We start from the raw sequence: 20,268 nt of genomic DNA, 5'->3' as shown, positions 1-20,268 counted from the left end.
GGTGCTGGTCCACTTGCTCTGTTAGTTGTAGTATGACCTGAGTCATACAGGCAAGCACCGACCGAGGAGGCGCCGTGGACGGCACCGGCATCTGGGTGGCGGGCGGGTACCAGACCGACTTCGCCCGCAACCTGACCCGCGAGGGTGGTGACAGCGCCGACCTCACCGCCGAGGTGGTGCGCGGCACGCTGGAGTCCGCGGGCCTGGGCCCCGACCAGGTCGAGGTGGTGCACGTCGGCAACGCCTTCGGCCAGCTGTTCACCGGCCAGGGCCAGATGGGGGCCATGCCGGCCACCGTGGAGCCCGCGCTGTGGGGCGTGCCCGCCGCCCGGCACGAGGCCGCCTGCGCCTCGGGCAGCATCGCCGTCCTCGCCGCGATGGCCGACCTGCAGGCCGGGCACTACGACTGCGCCCTGGTGCTCGGCGTGGAGCTGGAGAAGACCGTCCCCGGCGACCAGGCCGCCGGCCACCTCGGCGCCGCGGCGTGGATCGGCCACGAGGGCCAGGACGCGCGGTTCATGTGGCCGTGGATGTTCGACAAGGTGGCGCAGGCCTACGACGAGCGCTACGGCCTCGACGACGTCCACCTGCAGGCGATCGCGCAGCTCAACTTCGCCAACGCCAAGCGCAACCCCAACGCGCAGACCCGCGGGTGGGACGTCGGACAGCTGGTCGGCACCGCCACCGACCGCGCCGACAACCCGGTCGTCGAGGGCCGGATGCGACGCTACGACTGCAGCCAGGTCACCGACGGCGCGGCCGGTGTGGTGCTGGTGTCCGACCGCTGGCTGGCCGCGCACCCGCAGGCCACCCGCCGTCCGCTGGCCCGCATGCTCGGCTGGGGCCACCGCACGGTGGGCCTGGGCCTGCAGCAGAAGCTGGACCGCTCCGCGGAGGACCCCTACCTGCTGCCGCACGTGCGGCAGGCCGTGCAGGACGCCTTCGGGCGCGCCGGGGTGACCCTCGACGGCGTCGACGGCCTGGAGACCCACGACTGCTTCACACCCTCGGAGTACCTGGCCATCGACCACGTCGGGCTCACCGAGCCGGGCAAGAACTGGCAGGCGGTCGAGGACGGCAGCATCGAGGCCGGCGGCCGGCTGCCCGTCAACCCCAGCGGCGGGCTCATCGGCGGTGGCCACCCGGTCGGTGCGACCGGCGTCCGCATGCTCGTCGACGCCGCCAAGCAGGTCACCGGCGCCGCCGGTGAGTACCAGGTCGAGGGTGCCGACACCTTCATGACCCTCAACATCGGCGGCAGCACCACGACCACGGTGAGCTTCGTGGTCGGGTCGGCCCCCGCCGCCTGACGCCCAGACCTGCGAGAGAGGACCACCCGTGGACGTCGAGATCGTCGGTCGTGTCCTGTCCACCCTCCCGGCGGACGACGACCACCCCTACCGCACCGGCCCGTGGCGGCCGCAGACCACCGAGTTCAAGGCCGACGACCTCACCGTCGTGCAGGGCGAGGTGCCCACCGACCTGGACGGGGTGTACCTGCGGAACACCGAGAACCCGGTGCACCCCGCGCTGCGCAACTACCACCCCTTCGACGGCGACGGCATGGTGCACGTCGTCGGCTTCCGCGACGGGAAGGCCTTCTACCGCAACCGGTTCGTGCGCACCGACGGCCTGCTCGCCGAGGCCGAGGCGGGCGGCCCGCTGTGGGCCGGGCTCGCCGAGCGGCCGGCGATCGCGAAGCGCGACGACGGCTGGGGCGCCCGCGGCCGGATGAAGGACGCCTCCAGCACCGACGTCGTGGTGCACAACGGCACGGCGCTCACGACCTTCTACCAGTGCGGTGACCTGTACCGGCTCGACCCGCGCACCGCCGAGACGCTGGGCAAGGCCACCTGGGGCGGGGACTTCCCGTTCGACTGGGGCGTCTCGGCGCACCCCAAGGCCGACGACCGCACCGGGGAGCTGCTGTTCTTCAACTACGGCACGCAGGCGCCCTACATGCACTACGGCGTGGTCGACGCGGACGACGAGCTGGTGCACTACGTCGACGTCGAGCTGCCCGGCCCCCGCCTGCCGCACGACATGGCCTACACCGAGAACTACGCGATCCTCAACGACTGCCCGCTGTTCTGGGACCCCGAGCTGATCGGGCAGGGCCACTACGCCGCCCGGTTCCACCCCGAGCTGCCCACCCGGATCGCGGTCATCCCGCGCCGCGGCGGCCCGGGGTCCATCCGGTGGTTCGAGGCCGAGTCGACCTACGTGCTGCACTGGGTGAACGCCTACGAGGAGGGCGAAGAGATCGTCCTGGACGGCTTCTTCCAGGGCGACCCCGAGCCGGCCGACAACGGCATGGGCAACAAGTGGGAGCGGGCCTTCCGGTTCCTCGCGCTGGACCGCATGCAGTCCCGGCTGCACCGGTGGCGGCTGAACCTGCGCACCGGCCTGGTGCGCGAGGAGCAGCTCTCGGACACCGTCACCGAGTTCGGGATGATGAACGGCGCCTACGCCGGCCGGGACTACCGCTACGCCTACGCCGCCACCGGCAAGCCCGCCTGGTTCCTCTTCGACGGCCTGGTCCGGCACGACCTGAGGACCGGCACGGAGGAGCGGATCTCCTTCGGCGAGGGCGTCTACGGCAGCGAGACCGCGATGGCCCCGCGGGTGGGCTCGACCGCCGAGGACGACGGCTACCTGGTCACCCTCACCACCGACATGAACACCGATGCGTCCTACTGCCTGGTGTTCGACGCGTCGCGGTTGTCCGACGGGCCGGTGTGCACCCTGCAGCTGCCCGAGCGGATCTCCAGCGGTACGCACTCCACCTGGGCGGCCGGGGACTCCCTGCCGGGCTGGGCCACCAGCGACGACCCGGCCACCGCGGTGGGCCTGTGAGCCTCCCGCTGGGTGCGGCCGACGCCGACGCCGGGGAGTCCCCGACCCCGCTGCCGGCCGGCGGGGTCAACCAGATCGGGGCGACCCTGCCGCTGGTCGGCGACGAGTGGAACCTGCTGCTGGTGCAGCAGTCGCTGCTGGGTGCCCGCCGGTTCGGGGAGTGGAAGGCGCGGCTGCCGATCTCCAACTCGGTGCTGACCAACCGGCTGACCCGGCTCACCGAGGTCGGGGTGTACCGGCGCCACCGGTACTCCGAGCGGCCCGAGCGGCACGAGTACCTGCTCACCGCCCGCGGTCGCGGGCTGTGGCCGGTCATGCTCTCGATCTGGGAGTGGGAGCGCCGCTGGGTGCCCGAGCACGCCGCGGCGTTGCCGCAGAAGGTGCACCGCTCCTGCGGCTCGGCGTTCCGGGCGCTGCTGACCTGCGAGGCGTGCGGCGGCGTGGTGCACCCGCGCGACGTCGCCGGCGCCTGGGGGCCCAGCGGGTCGTGGGAGCGCTCGGTGCCGGCGGCCACCACCCGCCGCCGGGCCGCCCCCGCCGCGCCGGTCGCCGGGGTCACCGACGGCCCGGGCATGTTCCCCGAGACGATGGCGCTGATCGGCAACCGCTGGTCCTCGGCGCTGCTGGGTGCGGCCTTCCGCGGCGCCACCCGGTTCGGGGAGTTCCAGACCTTCCTCGGTGCCCCGCCGACGGTGGTGTCCGACCGGTTGCGCACCTTCACCGACCTCGGCGTGCTGGCCACCCGGCCCGACCCCGAGCGCGCCGACTGGGCGCAGTACCACCTCACCGACAAGGGCCGGGCCTTCTTCCCGGTCGTGGAGACCACGCTGCGCTGGGGCCAGGACTGGTTCCGCGCCCCCGAGGGCCCCGCGGTGGAGCAGGTGCACCGCGGCTGCGGGCAGACCTTCGAGCCGTGCCTGGCCTGCGACGTCTGCCGGGCCCGGCTGCGCGGCGCCGACATCGAGATCGTGGGCGCCGCGGCGCCGACCCTGGACGAGGAGACCCCGTGACCACGCTGATCGAGAGCCGGGCCACCACGCTGGCCGCGCTGCTGCGCGCCCCGGCCGCCCGCTCACCGCAGCACCCCGCCGTGGTCGGTGCCGGCCGCGCCTGCACCCACGGCGAGCTCGCCGAGCGCTCGGACCGGCTGGCCGCCGGGTTGGTGGCACTGGGCCTGCAGCCCGGCGACCGGGTGGCCTACCTGGGCCACAACGCCACCGAGTACTGGGAGCTCTTCGCCGGCACGCAGAAGGCCGGGCTGGTCGTCGTCCCGCTGAACTTCCGGCTGGCCGCCGACGAGGTCGCCTGGATCCTGGCCGACGCCGAGGTCTCCGCCGTCCTGGTGGAGGCCGAGCTGGCCCCGCTGCTGCCGGCCGACCTCGCCGTCCCCGCCCTGGTGTTCGACGGGCCGGCCGGCGACCGGACCGGCTACGAGGCATGGCTGGCCGAGCAGCCGGCCACCGACCCGCACCGCGACCGGGACGGCGACGCCCTCGCCGCGCTGATGTACTCCTCCGGCACCACCGGCCGGCCCAAGGGTGTGCAGATCACCGTCGCCGGGCTGCTCGCCGCGGTCGACGCGTTCGGTGCCCTGATCGACGTGGACGCGGACTCCGTCAGCCTGGTGCCCACGCCCTACTACCACATCGCGGCCGGTGGCTGGTCGCTGATCACGCTCGCCGCCGGCGGCACCCTGGTGCAGTTCCGGGAGCCCACGCCGGCCGCGATGCTCGAGGCGATCACGGCGCACCGGGCCACCCACGCGGCGATGGTGCCGGTGATCATCGGCATCCTCTGCGCCGACCCGGCCGCCGCCCGCGCCGACTTCTCCTCGCTGCGGCACGTGGTCTACGGCGCCTCCCCGATCTCGGAGACGCTCATGCGGCGCGCCCAGGAGCTCTTCGGCGCGCAGCTGTCGCAGAGCTACGGCCTCACCGAGACCCTCGGCGTCACCACCCTGCTGCCGCCCGCCGACCACGTGCCCGACCCGGCGACGGTGCACCGGCTGCGCTCGGCCGGCCGCGCGGTGCCCGGCGTGGAGGTCGGCGTCGTCGACGTCGCCGGGGTGCCGCTGCAGGCCGGCGAGGTCGGCGAGGTCGTCGTCCGCGGCCCGGTGGTGACCACCGGCTACTGGCGCAACCCGGCCGCCACCGCCGAGGCGTTCCTGCCCGGCGGGTGGCTGCGCACGGGTGACGTCGGCGAGCTCGACGCGGACGGCTACCTCTACCTGCGCGACCGCATCAAGGACGTCATCGTCAGCGGCGGGGAGAACGTGTACCCCGCCGAGGTGGAGAACGCGCTGGCCGCGCACCCCGGCGTGGCCGAGGTCGCGGTGGTGGGGGAGCCCTCGGACCGGTGGGGCGAGTCCCCGGTGGCCTTCGTGGTCGCCGTCCCCGGCGCGCAGCTCGACCCCGACGACCTGCTGGCCGGCTGCCGCGAGCGGCTGGCGCACTACAAGTGCCCGCGCCGGGTCGAGGTGGTGGGCGCGCTGCCGCGCAACCCCTCGGGCAAGGTGCTGCGCCGCGAGCTGCGCGCACCGCTGTGGGCCGGGCACGACCGGGGCATCGCGTGAGCGCCACCCGGTGGGCCCAGCTCCGGCAGGTCATCAGCGCCACCAGCGACCTCGAGGGCGACTCCGCCGCCGCGCGGGCCGCGCTCGGGCTGGCGCCGGGGTTCCCGGACCCGGTGCTGGAGACCGTCGGGATGGCCGACGAGTCGCTGCCGATCGGCGCCGCGCACGAGGGCCCGGCCGGCGGCGGCGCCTTCCTGGAGCTGGTCGGTCCGCTGCGCGAGGACGTCCCGCTCACCCGGTGGCTGACCAAGGTCGGCGGTCGCGGCGGGTACGGGCTGTCCATCCAGGTGGACGACGTCGCCGCGGGCGTGGCCGCCGCCACCGAGGCCGGCGTGCGGGTGGTGGCCGACCAGGAGGTCTACGGCCACCGCATCGTGCAGCTGCGCCCGGGCGACCTGGGCCTGCTCGTCGAGCTCGACGGGATTGCCGACCCCGACGTGTGGTTCTGGGACGACGTGCCGATGACCCGGTCCTCGGGCGCGCTGGTCGACGACGTGCTCGGCGTCGACGTCGGCGGTCCCGACCCGCGGGCCCGCGCCGCCGTCCTGGGCGCGATCCTGGGTGTCCCGGTGACCACCGGCGAGGACGGCTGCCCGCAGCTGGTGCTCGCCGCCCCCGGCCGGCCCGGCCGCACCGTGCGGTTCACCGCGGACGGCAGCGGGCTGTGCGGGGTGGAGCTGTCGCTGCGCGACGGCGCCACCGCGCCCGCGGAGCCGCTGACCTTCGGCGGCATGCCGGTGCGGTTCCGCACGGTCTGACGCACCGCGGCCCGGCCCCCTGCCGGGGGCCGGGCCGCGGATCAGCCCGCGAGGTCGGCGCGCAGCTGGCGCTTGAGCAGCTTGCCCGAGGCGTTGCGCGGCAGGGTCCCGACCACGGTGACCCCGACCGGGCACTTGTAGTGCGCCAGCCGCTCCCGCGCCCAGGTCAGCAGCTGGTCGGGGTCGAACGTCGCCGGGTCGCGGGGCACGACGACGGCGTGCGGCGACTCGCCCCACCGCTGCGAGGGCACCCCGACCACGGCGACCTCCACCACGCCCGGGTGCCCGGTCAGCACGCTCTCCACCTCGGCCGGGAACACGTTCTCCCCACCGGTGATGATCATGTCCTTGAGCCGGTCGTGCAGGAACAGGTAGCCGCCCTCGTCGAAGGAGCCGCCGTCCCCGGTGCGCAGCCAGCCGCCGGGCAGCACCGCCGCGGCGGTGTCCTCGGGCCGCTCCCAGTAGCCCTTCATGACGTGCCCGCCGCCGATGAGCACCTCGCCGCGCTGCCCGGGCGGCAGGTCCTCCAGGGTCACCGGGTCGACCACGCGCACCGGCACCCCGGGCATCGGCCGGCCCACCGACCGCAGCCGGGCCACCGCGACCGGGTCGGCCGGGTCGGGCCGGTGGTCCTCGGGCATGAGCATGGTGATCCCGCCGGTGGACTCGGTGAGCCCGTAGCTCTGCAGGAACCGGCAGCCGAAGACCTCGGCGGCGTCGGTGAGCACCGGCACCGGGATCGGCGAGGCGCCGTAGATGACGTACTGCAGCGTGGACCAGTCGGCCTCCCGCACCGCGGGCAGCTGCAGCAGCATCTGCAGCACCGTGGGGACGGCGACGGCGTGGGTGACCTTGCGCCGCTGCCACAGCTCCGCGACGCCGGCCAGGTCGGTGGGGGCCTCCAGCAGCAGCGCGGTGCCGCCGAGCACCGCGGCCAGCGCCAGGCCGATGCCGGCGACGTGGAAGAACGGGATGGGTGCCATGGCCACGCCGTGCACGTCGAGGTCGAGCAGGTAGGACGACGCGGCCAGCGCCTGGCCGAGGTTGGCGCCGGTGAGCTCGATGCCCTTGGGCCGGCCGGTGGTGCCGGAGCTGAAGAACAGCACCGCCGTGTCGCCCGGGTCGACGACCACGCCGGGGTCGGTGTCCTCGACGCCGTCCAGCCAGGTGTCCCAGTGCACCGCGCCCGGCACGCCCTCGTCGACCGCGACCACGCGGGTGGACCCGGTCGCGGCGGCGGCCGCGGCCCCGCTGCCCGCGCCGACCACCAGCACCGCGGGCCGGGCGTCGCCCAGCACCACCGAGAGCTCGGGCGCGGCGAGCAGTGCGTTGAGCGGGGCCGGCACGGCGCCGAGCTTGGCCGCGCCGAACAGCACGGCCAGGAAGGACGGCGCGTTGGCGCCCACGTAGGCCACCCGGTCCCCGGCCCGCACGCCGTCGCGGGCCAGCGCCTGCGCGACCCGGTTGGCGGTGCGGTCCAGCTCCGCCCAGCTGGTGGTGCGCCCCACCTCGAGCACGGCGTCCACGTCGGGGGTGGCCGCGGCGCGGGCGCGCAGCATGTCGGCCAGCCGCTCGGCCCGGCGCCCGTCGGGCAGCAGGGCGTAGTCGGGGTCGCGGTAGGCGTCCGGGACCGGCACCGGCGGCGGGGTCCAGGGTACGGCTGGGGTCTGCACGGTCATGGCGTCTCCTGCAGGGCGGGTGCGGGTGCGGGTCGGTAGGGGCCGAAGACGGGGGGCTCGAAGATCCCCGGCGGCGCCTCGTGCACGGGGACGACGGCGCGCAGCACGGGGCCGGCGGTGACGAACTGCGCGGCAGTGGTGCGGCTGGTGGGGTCCTCGGGCTCGACCAGGTTCAGCGTCATGACCACCCCGGGGCGGCCGTGCACCCGCACGGTCCACTCGTCCCGCCCGGCGTAGTCGGGCAGGTCGGGCTCCATCGTCCAGATGATCGACAGGCTGAGCACGCGGCGGCCGCCGACGACGGCGTGCCAGCGCCACTCGGTGGACCCCACCGTGCCGGCCTCGATCTCCCCGGCGGCGACCTGCAGGTCGCGGCTGGCCGGGACGACGCGGTGGTCGGGGACCACGTCCTCGACCACCAGGCCCATCCGCTCGGCCATGAACAGCAGCGTCTCGCGGTAGAGCTTCCCGTAGAGCACCGGTAGCTCGCCGCCGGTGTCGAGCGCCTCGACCGGGCCACCCATGCCCATGACCCGGAAGACGAAGTCGGGGTCAGGCATCCGGCGGGCGTCGAGCACCTCGTCGATCTCGACGGCGTCCAGGTCGACCGAGACACCGGTCAGGGCCAGCGCCAGCCGCTCGCCGACGACGCCCGGGCTGATGCCGACGCCGTAGAGCGTCGACCCGCCGGCGTGGCAGGCGTCGAGGAACATCGCCTCCCGCTCGGGGCCGTGCGCACGGGGGAAGTGGTGCCCTGCGGTGGTCACCACGTCGACGCCGGCGCGCAGCAGCCGGCAGATGTCGGCGTCGTGGGTCTCGTAGGGCACCTGCAGCCGCGGGGTGTGCAGCACGACGTCGGGGCCGGTGGCCAGCAGCTCGTCGACGCTGCGGGTGGCGGTGACGCCGGTGTGCCCGCGGCGCGCGATGTCCCCGGCGTCCCGGCCGGCCTTGCGGTCGGAGTAGACGTGGAGCCCGACCAGCTCGAGGTCGGGGCGGTCGATGACCCCGCGCAGGCAGGTCTTGCCGATCGCGCCGGTGGCCCACTGCGCGACCCGGACCGGCCTCACCGGCTGGTCCGCAGCTCGGCGACGTCCAGCAGCTTGGCCAGCGACCGCTCGTAGCCGGCGGGGTCGCGGGCCATCCGGGCGCGGGCGTCCACGGCCATCCAGTCGGTGTCGGCCACGTGGTCGCCGCGGCGCAGTGCCTTGTAGCCGGCGCGGGCGATGTCGCGGGGGTCCTCCTTGCGGCCGTCGACGTGGGCGGCCATCCGGGTGTCCACCGACCCGACGACGAGCGCGGTGACGCCGATGCCGTCGCGGGCGAGCTCGGCGCGGGCGATGGTGGACAGCCACAGCGCGGCGGCCTTGGCGGGGGAGTAGCCGCCCATGAACGGGGCGGGCACCATGCCGGCGACCGACAGCACGTTGACGAACGCGCCGCCGCCGTTGCCGGCGATGACGTCGGCGAAGGCGCGGGTCATGTGCAGCACGCCGAAGTAGTTGACCTCCATCTCGGCGCGGGCGTCGGCGGGGTCGGTGCAGCGGACCAGCCGGGTGCCGGTGTGCAGGCCGGCGTTGTTGACCACGACGGTGGTGTCGCCGCAGGCGCCGGCCGCGGCGGCGACCTGGTCGGGGTCGGTGACGTCCAGCCGCACCGGCACCACCCGGTCGTCGCCGGGCACCGGGCTCTCGGGCACGGTGCCCGCGGGCGCGCGGACGCCGGCGTGCACCCGCGCCGCGCCGCCGGCCAGCGCCTCCTGCACGAAGGCCAGGCCGATGCCGCGGTTGGCCCCGGTGACCAGCACCGTGGCGCCCTGGATCGACGTCCCGCTCACGCGGCGCTCCCCGCGGGGGCGGCGGCGTAGACCGGGTCGTCGGGGAAGCGGCCGCTGCGGCGCAGCACCGACGGGTCCCCGGCCAGCAGGCCGTACAGCCAGCCCTCGGTGCGGGGCATGTCGTGGTTCCAGTCGAAGCGCAGCGTGCGGTGCTCGATGCCCCAGCGGCCGTCCGTGCAGCGCACCCGGTCGACCATCCGCGCCGCGGTCAGGGAGTCCGCGACCGGCCCGTCGGGGGTCCGCACCCGGGCGAAGGCCAGCACGTAGGACTCGGCCACCGCGGTGGTGGCGTCCTCGTCGACCTCGACCAGCACGTTGGTCAGCGCGTGCGTGCCGACCGCCCGCGGGTGGGCGAGGGTGGCGGCGACGGAGTCGACGTAGGCCTGCGCGTCGCCGGTGAACACCCCGCCGTGGTCCTCGGTGGCGCCCGGCAGGTAGCAGGCCCGCAGGCCCTCGACGTCGCCCCGGTCGATGGCCCGTAGGTAGCGGGCCAGCAGGTCCGCGACCTCCTGCTTGGCGACCAGCCGGGCCAGGGTCGCTGCGGTCGGGTCGGGGCGGTCGGTCACGGTTCTCCCTGGGGTCGACGAGCGCAGAGCACTACAGCTGACAGAGTGGTCCACTGCACACGCCGGGGTCAAGAACCACCTGGGACGGCGTCCACGGCAGTCCTTGCGGCAGACAACCGTCGACTTCGTTGACCGGTCGCTCTGTCTGCTGTAGTAATCGCCATCACACCGGAACTGCAGGGATCGGTCCGGCCGGACGAGCGAGGAGGGGCCCCGTGCCCGGAGGCGAGCAGCACGACCCGCTGCTGGAGGTGCGCGGCGTGGCGGTGCGGTTCGGCGGCGTGACCGCGCTGCGCGACCTGTCCTTCGACGTCCGCCCCGGCGAGATCTGCGGGCTCATCGGCCCCAACGGCGCGGGCAAGACCACGCTGTTCAACTGCATCACCCGGATCTACGAACCGGCCGAGGGGTCGATCCGGTTCGCCGGCCGCGACCTGCTCGCCGTCCCCGCGCACCGCATCGCCGGCCTGGGCATCGCCCGGACCTTCCAGAACCTGGCCCTGTTCGGGTCGATGACCGTGCTGGACAACGTGCTCACCGGCGCCGCCGCGCAGCCGGGCACCGGCATCGTGCCCGGCCTGCTCGCCTGGCCCGGCGCCACCCGTCGCACCACCCGGCTGCGGGCCCGGGCGTGGGAGCTGGTGGAGCAGCTCGAGCTGCTCGACGTGGCCCTGCTGCCGGCCGCCGGGCTGCCCTTCGGCACCCGCAAACGGGTGGAGCTGGCCCGGGCGCTGATGGCCGAGCCGACGCTGCTGCTGCTCGACGAGCCCGCCGGCGGGCTCACCCACGCCGAGGTCGACGAGCTCGGCGGGCTGCTGGTCGCGCTGCGCGACCGGTTCGGCTTCGCCGCGCTGCTCGTCGAGCACCACATGGGTCTGGTCATGGGCATCTCCGACCGGGTCGTGGCCATGGACTTCGGCCGCCGGATCGCCACCGGCAGCCCCGACGAGGTCCGCCGCGACCCCGCGGTGGTCGCGGCCTACCTGGGGCGGGCGGCGTGAGCCTGCTGGAGGTGCGCGGGCTGCGGGCCGGCTACGGCGCCGCCGACGTGCTGCACGGCATCGACCTCACCGTCGAGGAGGGCGAGGTCGCCGTCGTGCTGGGCGCCAACGGCGCCGGCAAGACCACCACGATGAAGGCGCTGGCCGGCATGCTGCCCCGCCGCGGCGAGGTCCGGCTGGGCGGCGCCGAGGTCGGCACCCGGCCCGACCGGGTCGTCGCGGCCGGGATGAGCCTGGTGCCCCAGGGCCGCGGCACCCTGGCCACCCTCTCGGTGCTGGACAACCTGCACGTCGGCGCGGCCACCCGCACGGACCGCAAGGGCATCGCCGAGGACGTCGAGCGCTGGTTCGGCACCTTCCCGGTGCTGCGCGAGCGGTCCGGGCAGGCCGCCGGGCTGCTGTCGGGCGGGGAGCAGCAGATGCTCGCCGTCGCCCGCGCGCTGATGAGCCGGCCGCAGCTGCTGCTGTGCGACGAACCCAGCCTGGGCCTGGCGCCGATCGTCGTGCAGGGCCTGTTCGCCACCCTCGGCGCGATCAACGCCGAGCAGGGCACCGCGCTGCTGGTCGTGGAGCAGAACGCCGAGCTGGCGCTGGACCTGGCGCACCGGGTGCACCTGCTCGAGGTCGGCGAGGTCGCCGCGACCGGCACCGCCGAGGACTTCCGCCGCGACGACGCCGTCCGGCGCGCCTACCTGGGTTTCTGAGGGGACCGCCGACATGGACCTCCTGCTGGAGAGACTGGTCTCCGGGCTGACGAACGGCTCGGTGTACGCGCTGCTGGCCCTGGCCCTGGTGGTGGTGTTCCGGGGCAGCGGCACGATCAACTTCGCGCAGGGCGAGCTGGCCCTGTTCACCACCTTCGTGGCGTGGTGGCTGACCACCCTGGGCTCCCCGGTGTGGCTGGCCGTGCTGGCCTCGATCGCGCTGGGCTTCGTGCTCGGCGCCGGCATCGAGCGGCTGCTGGTCCGGCCGGTGCAGCGCAAGAACGACACCGCCGTCCTCATCGTGGCGCTGGGGTTGTTCACCGGGCTGAACGCGCTGGACGCGCTGCTGTTCGGCACCGAGACCAAGGTGATGCCCAGCCCCTTCCCCAACGGCCTGGACGACTACGTGCCCCTCGGCGGGGCGCGGCTCTACGGCGACGCGCTGGGCGTGTGGGTCGTGCTCGTGGTCCTCGTGGGCCTGGTCTCGCTGCTGTTCCGGCGCACCCGGGTGGGCCTGCACATGCGGGCCGTGGCCGACAACCCCGAGTCCGCTGCCCTGGCCGGGGTGCCCACCAGCCGGGTGCTGGCCCTGGGCTGGGGGCTGTCCGGGGCGATCGGCGGGCTGGCGGGCGTGCTGGTGACGCCCCTGGCCCCCCAGCAGCTGAGCCTCACCACGATGTTCACCGTCTTCATCGCCGCCTCGGCCGCCGCGCTGTTCGGCGGCCTGGACAGCCTGGGCGGCGCCATCGTCGGCGGGCTGGTCATCGGCGTCCTGGAGGCCCTGGTCACCGGCTACGTGCCGGCGCTGGGCGGGGCCATGCAGCAGACCACGGTCCTCGTGGTCATCGTCCTCATCCTGCTGGTCCGGCCCACCGGGCTGTTCGGCAGCCGACGTCTGGAGCGCGTGTGACCGCCGTGGCCGACCGTCCCACCACCACCCCGGCCCCGCGCGGGCGCCCGGTCGCACCGGGCCGGGTGCTGGTCCGCGGCTCGCTGGCCCACCGCGGCCTGCAGGTGGCCGGCGTGCTGCTGGTGGTCGCCCTGCTGGTGTGGGCCTCCACCTGGCCGCTGTTCCGGATGGGCCAGCTGACCAACGTGTTCGTGCTCGCCATCGCCATCGCCGGGCTCAACCTGGTCACCGGCTACACCGGCCTGCTCTCCATCGGGCACTCCGCCTTCTTCGGCCTCGGTGCCTACACGACCGGTGTGCTGGTGGTGCAGTACGGCTTCGACGCGATGCTCACCGTGCCGGTGGCCATCGGGTTCTGCTTCGTCGCGGGCCTGCTGGTCGGGCTGCCGTCCCTGCGCATCCACGGCCTGTACCTGGCGCTGGTCACCCTCGCCGTCGGCGTCGCGTTCCCCGAGATCGTGCGGCGCTTCGACGACCTCACCGGCGGCGCCGCGGGGCTGGTCATCCGCGCCCGGCTGCTCACCCCGCCGGAGTGGACCGGGATCAGCCGGGCCCAGCGCGGCGTCTGGCTGTTCTGGGTCTCGGCGATCGCGCTGGTCGTCGTCCTGCTGGTGGTGCGCAACCTGACCCGCAGCCGGGCCGGGCTGGCCATGCGGGCCGTCCGCGACCACGAACTGGCCGCCGCGGCGCAGGGCGTGCACGTGGCCCGGGTCAAGATCCTCACCTTCGGCCTGTCCGCGGCGATCACCGGCCTGGCCGGCGCGCTGTTCGCCATGTACGTCGGGGCACTGGCCCCCGACGGGTCGTTCACGCTGCTGAAGTCCATCGAGCTGGTCACCGGGCTGGTGCTGGGCGGCGCGGCCACCCTGCTCGGCCCGGTGGTGGGCGCCGTCGCCGTGGTCTTCCTGCCCTACCTGACCTCGCTGGTCGCGCCCGGCCCGGTGTCGGGCATCGCCTTCGGCGTCCTGCTCATCGCACTGGTCTTCCTGATGCCCGAGGGCGTCGTCGGCCGCGCGCAGATCGCGCTGCGCCGCGTGGTGACCGTGGTCGACGCCGACCACCCCGCGCTTGCCAGCACCGCCCGCGACCCCGGCGGGCCCCCCGAACCGGACGGGCAGCAGCCCGGACCGCCCCCCTCGACCGATGAGGACCAGCCACGATGAGAAGGACGACCAGGGTCGCCACCGCCGCCCTCGCCGCGCTGCTGCTGGGTGCCTGCGGCACCAACACCGGCGCCTCCGACGACAGCGGGGCGGACGGCGACACCGCCGACGCCGCGTCGGTGGTCTCCGCCGACGACTGCGCCGACCCCGACGCCGCCACCGCCGAGATCACCGACACGTTGAAGGTCGGCTGGTCCGCCCCGCTGTCGGGCCCGCTGGCCGACGCCGTCGGCAACGTCATCGCCGGCATGGAGGCGCGCTTCGCGGTGGCCAACGACGCGGGCGGCATCGGCGGCGTGCAGCTGGAGGTCGTCACCCGCGACGACGCCTTCAACCCCGAGCGGGCCAAGGCCAACGTCGGGGAGCTCATCCAGAGCGAGGGCGTCGACGTGCTGGACACCTTCGGCTCCGGGCAGCTGTCGGCCATGGCCGACGACCAGACCGACGCCTGCGTGCCGCTGCTGTTCGCCCAGGCCAGCGTCCCGGCCTACCGTGACGTCGAGCAGTACCCGTGGACGACGGAGTACCTGCCCTCGGCCGAGGTGGAGGCCCAGGTGGTGGTGGAGAACCTGACCCAGCAGTACCCCGACGGCGCCACCGTCGCCATGGCGGTCAACCAGAGCGAGTCCGGCCAGGGCATCGCCGACGCCTACCGCGAGGCCTTCGACGGCACCGACTTCGAGCTGGTCGGCGAGGCCCCGCTGACCGACCCGAACACCGCGGCCAGCACGCTGAAGGCCACCGGAGCGCAGGTCCTCGTCGACGCCGGCGTCACCACCGACTGCCTGGCGCTGACCAACGCCATCGGGCGGGTCGGGTGGGCACCGGAGACGGTCATCCAGCCCTCCAACTGCGCCGACGGCGCGACCCTCTACGCCCCGGCGGGCGAGGCGGCCGACGGTCAGCAGATCCTGCGCTGGCTCAAGGACCCGGCCAACCCGGCCTTCGCCGAGGACCCGGACGTGCAGGAGTACCTGGACCAGGCGCAGGCCAACGGCGCCGACGACCCGACCAACAGCTACACGGTCAACGGCTGGGTGATCGCCGACCTCATGGTCGACGTGTTCACCCAGGCCGCGGACTCCGCGGACGGATTGAGCCGGCTGTCGATCATGCAGGCAGCCCGCACCCAGGACTACGCGCCGCCCATGTTCATCGACGGCATCAGCTACCAGATGAGCCCGACGCAGTCCTTCGGGATCCTCGCCTTCGAGCCCTACACCTGGAACGCCGCAGCCGCGGAGTTCGAGTCCGCGGGCGACGTCATCGACATCTCCTCGCGCTACCAGTGACCCGACGCCGGGTGGCCGGGTGCGTCCCGGCCACCCGGCGCCCCGACCTCCCCGGAGGGACCCGATGACCGACCTGCTGGCCCTGCACCCCGCCGACCGGGTCGCCGACTTCCGCGCCCGCGGCTGGTGGACCGACGAGACGGTGCAGGGCCTGCTCGACGCCCAGGTCGCTGCCCGGCCCGACCGGCTGGCGCTGGTGGACCCGGCGAACAAGGCGGCCCTGACCGGCGGCCCGCCGCGGCGGCTCACCTGGGGCGAGCTGGACGACGAGGTGACCGCGCTCGCCGCCCGGTTCCTCGACCTCGGCCTGGGCCCCGGTGACCTGCTCGGCGTGCAGCTGCCCAACTCCGTCGAGCTGGTCGAGGTCTACCTCGCCGCGTGGCGGATCGGCGTCGCGGTCAGCCCGCTGCCGGTGCAGTACCGCGAGCACGAGGTGCGCGACCTGGCCGAGCAGGCCCGGTTCCGGGTGTTCGTCAGCTGCGCCCGCCTGGGCGACCGGTCCCCGGCCGCCGAGCTCGCCGGCTACGCCGACGCGCTGCCCGGCCTGGCCCACCTGGTCGCCCTCGGTGACCCCGCCGCCACGGCCGACGCCGACCCCGCCGAGCTGCCCGACCGGGTCGAGGCGGTGCCCACCGGCCCGGCCTCGGACGCCGACCGGGCCGCCGTCGCCGCCCACGTCGCCGCGCACCCGGCCGACCCCAATGCCTGCCTCACCGTCTGCTGGACCTCCGGCACCGAGAGCCGGCCCAAGGGCGTGCCCCGCTGCGCCTACGACTGGCTGGCCATCTGCTGGGCCACGGTCGACGCGCCGCGGATGACCGCCGACGACGTGCTGCTCAACCCGTTCCCGATGATCAACATGGCCGGCATCAACGGCATGTTCCTGCCCTGGCTGCGCACCGGCGCCGTGCTGGTGCAGCACCAGCCCTTCGACGTCCCGGTCTTCCTCGGCCAGATCGCCACCGAGGGCGTGACCTACACCGTCGCGCCGCCCGCCCTGTTGACCGTGCTGCTGCAGGACGAGGCGCTGCTGGAGCGGGTGGACCTGTCCACGCTGACCCGGATCGGCTCGGGCTCCACCCCGCTGTCGCCGACGATGGTCCGGGGCTGGGCCGACCGCGGCATCGCGATCATCAACTTCTTCGGCTCCAACGAGGGCGTCGCGCTGCTGTCGGACCCGCACGACGTCCCCGACCCCGAGCAGCGCGCCCGCTACTTCCCCCGCTTCGGTGCCCCCGGCACCACCTGGACCACCCGGGTGGCCGACTGGGTCGGCGTCCGGCTGGTCGACCCGGCCACCGGCGAGGAGGTGACCGGACCGGGGACGCCGGGGGAGCTGCGGCTGTCCGGGCCGACCGTGTTCGCCGGCTACCTGGACGGCGACCGGCGGCCCTCGCCCTTCGACGAGACCGGGGCGCTGCGCACCGGCGACGTCTTCGAGATCGCCGGTGAGCGGCAGGAGTTCCTCCGCTACGTCGACCGGGCCAAGGACCTGGTCATCCGCGGCGGCATGAACATCGCCCCGGCCGAGCTCGAGGGCCTCATCGGGGCGCACCCCGCGGTCGCCGACGTGGCGGTCGTGGGCTACCCGGACGACGTGCTGGGGGAGCGGGTGGCCGCCGTCGTCGTCCCCCGCGCCGGCGCGACCCTGACCCTGGAGGAGCTGGTGGACTTCCTGCGCGAGCAGCGCATCGCCTCCTACAAGCTGCCGGAGAAGCTGGAGCTGCGCACCGAGCTGCCGCGCAACCCGGTGGGCAAGGTGCTCAAGCGCGAGCTGCGTGCCGAGCAGGTGGCCCCGTGACCGACGGCCTCGTGACCGACGACGAGAAGCTGGCCGTCGTCCGGGACATGGTGGCGGCCTGGGACCGGCAGGACTGGGCGGCGGTGGTCGGCCTGTTCGCCCCCGACGGCGTGCTGCACAGCGTGATGAGCACCCCGCTGGTCGGCCGGGCCGCGATCGCCGAGCGGCTGGCCGTGCTCGCCGAGGACCTCACCCACCTCGAGCTGCAGGTGCGCGCGATGGGCGTGGTCGAGGGGCGGGTCTTCGTGGAGCGCCGGGACGTCTTCGACCGCGGCGGCGTGCACGGCGAGGTGCCCGTGGTCGGGGTGCTGGCCATCGGGCCCGAGGGCGTCACCGAGTGGCTGGAGTACTACGACCGCGCCACCCTGCTCGCCGGCATGGGGATGACCCAGGACTTCGCGGAGTGACCGTGCGGCTGGAGGTCTCCCTCGGCCTGTGGCAGGACCGGCCAGCGGCCGAGGTGCGGGCCACCGCGGCGGCCGCCGAGCAGGCCGGCTACCCGTGCATCTGGGTGGGGGAGATGGCCACCTACGACGCCTTCGCCCTCGCCACCGCGCTGGGACCCGGCCCCGCCGAGCTGGTGGTCGGGCCGCTGGCGGTCACCGTCCGCGACCCCGCCATGGTCGCGGTCGGCGCCGCGTCGGTGGCCGACCTGACAGGCCGGCGGGTGTCGGTCGCGCTGGGCACCTCCAGCACCGTCGTCGTCGAGCGGTGGCACGGCCGGTCCCGCCGCGGCTCGGCCACCGCCCTGGCCGAGTCCGCGCAGGTGCTGCGCACCCTGCTGGCCGGTGGTCGCGGCGAGCTGGCCGGGGAGGTGGTGTCCACCAGCGGCTACCGGCTGCGGCTGGCCCCGCCCGGCGGTCGGCTGGTGGTCGCCGCCTTCGGCGACCGCGCGCTGCGCGCGGCCGTGCTGCACGCCGACCAGCTGGTGCTCAACCTGGTCGGCCCCGACCTCGCCGCCCGGCTGGTCACCCGCTGCGGGGAGATCGCCGCCGAGCTGGACCGGCCGGTGCCCGAGGTCGCGGTGTGGAGCCCCGCCGCGGTCGGCCCGGACGGCCCGCCCGCCGGCGCGGTCGACCAGCTGCGCCGCGGACTGGTGCCCTACCTGGCCGCGCCCGGCTACACGGAGGCCTTCGACCGCGCCGGGTACGGCGACGTCGTCGCGCGCGCCCGCGGCGGGGCGGCACCGGCGGAGCTGCTGGCCGCGGTGCCCGACGCGATGGTCGCCTCCGTCGGCGTGGTCGGGACGCCGGAGGACGCCCGGGCTGCGCTGGCCGCCTACGCCGCCGCAGGGGTGGGCACCGTCGTCCTGGTGCCGGCCAGCACCGACGCCGACCCGGCGGGTGCCGGCACGCTGCACGCGGTGCGGGGGCTGGGATGACCCGCACCTGGGCCCACCCCGTGGTCACCCGGATGCTGCGCGCGGGCGACCACCCCGCGGTCCGCTGGGCCGGCGGGGAGCGCACGCACCGGCAGGTCGCCCGCCGGGCCGCGGGCCTGGCGCACCAGCTGGCCGAGCAGGGCGTCGGGCCCGGGTCACGGGTCGCGCTGGTGGTGCAGGACAGCGCCGCGGGCATCGAGGGCTACCTGGCCGCGGGCCTGTGCGGGGCCACCGCGCTGCACGTCAACGACCGCTGGGCCGCCCCCGAGGTGGCCGCCGTCCTGGACACCGCGCGGGCCGACGTCGTGCTGCACACCGCCGGCCGGGCCGACCTCGTCGACGCCGCGCTCGGCGCCCGGCCCGGCCTGCCGGTGGTGGACCTGGACGCCGGCGACGCGGTCGCCGACACCCCGCCCGACCTCGTCGTCGACCCGGCCGCGGCCGCGCTGGTGGGGTCCACGAGCGGCACCACCGGGACGCCGAAGGGTGTGGTGCACACGCAGGAGGGCGTGCACCGGATCCTGGCGCACATGCCCGCCCACGACGGGCTGCGGCCCTACGGCTCGTGCGCGTTCACCGGCACGCTGGCCTTCGCCGCCGGCATCTGGGGCGTCGTGCTGCCGCACCTGGCGCTGGGGTCGGTGGTGTCGTTCATGGCCGGGCTGCCCGCGGACGCGTGGGTGCACCGGATGGCCGTCGAGGGCTCCACGTTCACCTACGCGCCCAGCCCGCTGGTGTCCGACCTGGTCGAGGCGCTGCGGGCCCGGCCGGAGGTGCTGGGCACGCTGGCGACCGTGCTGCACTCGGCGTCGGTGCTGCCGCGCGAGCACGCGGCCGCGCTGGTCGCGGTCGTCGGCGGCCGGTTCGTGGAGACCTACGGCATGACCGAGACGGGCGCCCCGGTGACCGCCACCGTGCCCGGCGACTGGCTGCCCGGCTGCGCGGCCGAGGACGTGCTGTCCTCGGCCGGGCGTCCGGCGACCATCGCCTCGGTGCGCGCCGTCGGCCCCGACGGTGCCCCGCTGCCGGCAGGGGCGACCGGTGAGCTGGAGGTGGCCTCGGAGACGATGACCGTCGGCTACCTGGACCGCCCCGACCTCACCGCCGAGGTGCTGCGCGACGGGTGGCTGCGCACCGGCGACGTCGGCCGGGTCGACGCGGCGGGCTACGTCTACGTCACCGACCGGGCCAAGGACATGGTGGTCAGCGGCGGGATGAACGTCTACCCCGCCGAGGTGGAGCGGGTGCTGGCCCAGCACCCGGGCATCGCGGAGGTCACCGTGCTCGGCGTGCCCGACGCGCGGTGGGGCGAGGCGGTCACCGCGGTGGTGGTGCCGCGGCCGGGGGCGGGCCTGGACCCGGCCGGGGTGCGCGAGTTCGGCCGTGGCCGGCTGGCGTCCTACAAGCTGCCCGCCCGGGTGGAGTTCGTGGACACCCTGCCCCGGACGGCGAGCCTCAAGGTGCGCAAGGACGAGCTCCGCCGCCGCTTCACCTGACCGCGCCCCTCCCGCGCAGGTGGGCCCGGGTGCGGGCGTCACGGGTGGGTGGGCCGTGTGCTGGCGCACCTTCCCCGCGGGTGCGCTCAGGTGCGGGTGCGGGTGGGCGTGTGCGGGTGGGCCGCGTGGGGGCGCAGGGGCGGCGCGGTGCGCGGGGGCGCGTGTCGGACCCCGGCGCCGCGGGTCCCGGCCAGCACCCTCGGGTGGTGAGCTCCCGACCCGTGCGCGTCCGGTCCGAGCGGGTCGGCCCCGCCC

Annotated in this window: 18 protein-coding genes; 14 read left to right on the top strand and 4 right to left on the bottom strand. The window is 75.2% G+C overall.

Annotation, left to right across the window (positions count from 1 at the left end):
- Window positions 1-74 precede the first annotated feature (74 nt).
- The 5 genes from NH342_RS09930 to NH342_RS09910 are packed head-to-tail and all read left to right on the top strand — an operon-like array spanning window position 75 to window position 6,186.
- Window positions 75-1,310, top strand: a complete 1,236-nt coding sequence (locus tag NH342_RS09930) for an acetyl-CoA acetyltransferase (RefSeq protein WP_253014284.1) — start codon at window positions 75-77, stop codon at window positions 1,308-1,310.
- Window positions 1,311-1,338: 28 nt separating this feature from the next.
- On the top strand, window positions 1,339-2,856 hold the full coding sequence (locus tag NH342_RS09925) for a carotenoid oxygenase family protein (RefSeq protein ID WP_253014282.1): 1,518 nt from the start codon (window positions 1,339-1,341) through the stop codon (window positions 2,854-2,856).
- Window positions 2,853-3,866, top strand: a complete 1,014-nt coding sequence (locus NH342_RS09920) for a helix-turn-helix domain-containing protein (RefSeq protein WP_253014280.1) — start codon at window positions 2,853-2,855, stop codon at window positions 3,864-3,866. Before NH342_RS09925 ends, NH342_RS09920 begins: the two co-directional genes overlap by 4 nt.
- Entirely contained in the window at window positions 3,863-5,428 is a 1,566-nt protein-coding gene (locus NH342_RS09915; RefSeq protein WP_253014278.1) for a long-chain-fatty-acid--CoA ligase, read from the top strand. Before NH342_RS09920 ends, NH342_RS09915 begins: the two co-directional genes overlap by 4 nt.
- Window positions 5,425-6,186: a hypothetical protein gene (locus NH342_RS09910; protein ID WP_253014276.1), complete on the top strand. Its 762-nt coding sequence runs from the start codon at window positions 5,425-5,427 to the stop codon at window positions 6,184-6,186. Before NH342_RS09915 ends, NH342_RS09910 begins: the two co-directional genes overlap by 4 nt.
- Before the next feature lie 41 nt (window positions 6,187-6,227).
- Here NH342_RS09910 and NH342_RS09905 read toward each other — a convergent pair whose 3' ends face one another.
- Genes NH342_RS09905 through NH342_RS09890 form a run of 4 tightly spaced genes read right to left on the bottom strand, consistent with a single transcriptional unit; the run spans window position 6,228 to window position 10,265 of the window.
- Window positions 6,228-7,865 carry an AMP-binding protein gene (locus NH342_RS09905; protein ID WP_253014274.1) on the bottom strand — a complete coding sequence of 546 codons (1,638 nt, stop codon included), beginning with the start codon at window positions 7,863-7,865 and terminating at the stop codon, window positions 6,228-6,230.
- Complete coding sequence (locus tag NH342_RS09900; protein WP_253014272.1) at window positions 7,862-8,932, bottom strand: hypothetical protein; 1,071 nt, start codon at window positions 8,930-8,932, stop codon at window positions 7,862-7,864. The genes NH342_RS09905 and NH342_RS09900 overlap by 4 nt, the downstream gene beginning before the upstream one ends.
- Window positions 8,929-9,699, bottom strand: a complete 771-nt coding sequence (locus NH342_RS09895; RefSeq protein ID WP_253014270.1) for an SDR family oxidoreductase — start codon at window positions 9,697-9,699, stop codon at window positions 8,929-8,931. Before NH342_RS09895 ends, NH342_RS09900 begins: the two co-directional genes overlap by 4 nt.
- Window positions 9,696-10,265: a nuclear transport factor 2 family protein gene (locus NH342_RS09890; RefSeq protein ID WP_253014268.1), complete on the bottom strand. Its 570-nt coding sequence runs from the start codon at window positions 10,263-10,265 to the stop codon at window positions 9,696-9,698. Before NH342_RS09890 ends, NH342_RS09895 begins: the two co-directional genes overlap by 4 nt.
- A gap of 215 nt (window positions 10,266-10,480) precedes the next feature.
- Here NH342_RS09890 and NH342_RS09885 point away from each other — a divergent pair, with 215 nt between their 5' ends.
- The 9 genes from NH342_RS09885 (at window position 10,481) to NH342_RS09845 (ending at window position 20,013) form a co-directional block, all read left to right on the top strand.
- Window positions 10,481-11,266: an ABC transporter ATP-binding protein gene (locus NH342_RS09885; RefSeq protein WP_253014266.1), complete on the top strand. Its 786-nt coding sequence runs from the start codon at window positions 10,481-10,483 to the stop codon at window positions 11,264-11,266.
- Complete coding sequence (locus NH342_RS09880) at window positions 11,263-11,970, top strand: ABC transporter ATP-binding protein (RefSeq protein ID WP_253014264.1); 708 nt, start codon at window positions 11,263-11,265, stop codon at window positions 11,968-11,970. The genes NH342_RS09885 and NH342_RS09880 overlap by 4 nt, the downstream gene beginning before the upstream one ends.
- A gap of 13 nt (window positions 11,971-11,983) precedes the next feature.
- The gene (locus NH342_RS09875) at window positions 11,984-12,880 is read left to right on the top strand and encodes a branched-chain amino acid ABC transporter permease (protein ID WP_253014262.1); all 897 of its coding nucleotides are present in this window, start codon (window positions 11,984-11,986) and stop codon (window positions 12,878-12,880) included.
- Complete coding sequence (locus NH342_RS09870; RefSeq protein ID WP_253014259.1) at window positions 12,877-14,043, top strand: branched-chain amino acid ABC transporter permease; 1,167 nt, start codon at window positions 12,877-12,879, stop codon at window positions 14,041-14,043. Before NH342_RS09875 ends, NH342_RS09870 begins: the two co-directional genes overlap by 4 nt.
- Entirely contained in the window at window positions 14,040-15,335 is a 1,296-nt protein-coding gene (locus tag NH342_RS09865) for an ABC transporter substrate-binding protein (RefSeq protein WP_253014257.1), read from the top strand. The genes NH342_RS09870 and NH342_RS09865 overlap by 4 nt, the downstream gene beginning before the upstream one ends.
- A 64-nt stretch (window positions 15,336-15,399) precedes the next feature.
- A complete protein-coding gene (locus NH342_RS09860) occupies window positions 15,400-17,136 on the top strand; it encodes a class I adenylate-forming enzyme family protein (RefSeq protein ID WP_253014255.1) in 1,737 nt (578 codons plus the stop codon).
- Window positions 17,133-17,543, top strand: a complete 411-nt coding sequence (locus NH342_RS09855) for a nuclear transport factor 2 family protein (protein ID WP_253014253.1) — start codon at window positions 17,133-17,135, stop codon at window positions 17,541-17,543. The genes NH342_RS09860 and NH342_RS09855 overlap by 4 nt, the downstream gene beginning before the upstream one ends.
- Window positions 17,540-18,517 (top strand): LLM class F420-dependent oxidoreductase, encoded by a 978-nt coding sequence (locus tag NH342_RS09850; RefSeq protein ID WP_253014251.1) that lies wholly within the window; start codon window positions 17,540-17,542, stop codon window positions 18,515-18,517. The genes NH342_RS09855 and NH342_RS09850 overlap by 4 nt, the downstream gene beginning before the upstream one ends.
- Window positions 18,514-20,013, top strand: a complete 1,500-nt coding sequence (locus NH342_RS09845) for a class I adenylate-forming enzyme family protein (RefSeq protein ID WP_253014249.1) — start codon at window positions 18,514-18,516, stop codon at window positions 20,011-20,013. The genes NH342_RS09850 and NH342_RS09845 overlap by 4 nt, the downstream gene beginning before the upstream one ends.
- Window positions 20,014-20,268: the final 255 nt, after the last annotated feature.

Origin of the sequence: Klenkia sp. PcliD-1-E, from assembly GCF_024124375.1 — a bacterium.
In the GTDB taxonomy this organism is placed as follows: domain Bacteria; phylum Actinomycetota; class Actinomycetes; order Mycobacteriales; family Geodermatophilaceae; genus Klenkia.
The sequence above is the reverse complement of the archived record's forward strand: the minus strand, read 5'-3'. Positions and strand labels throughout refer to the sequence as shown.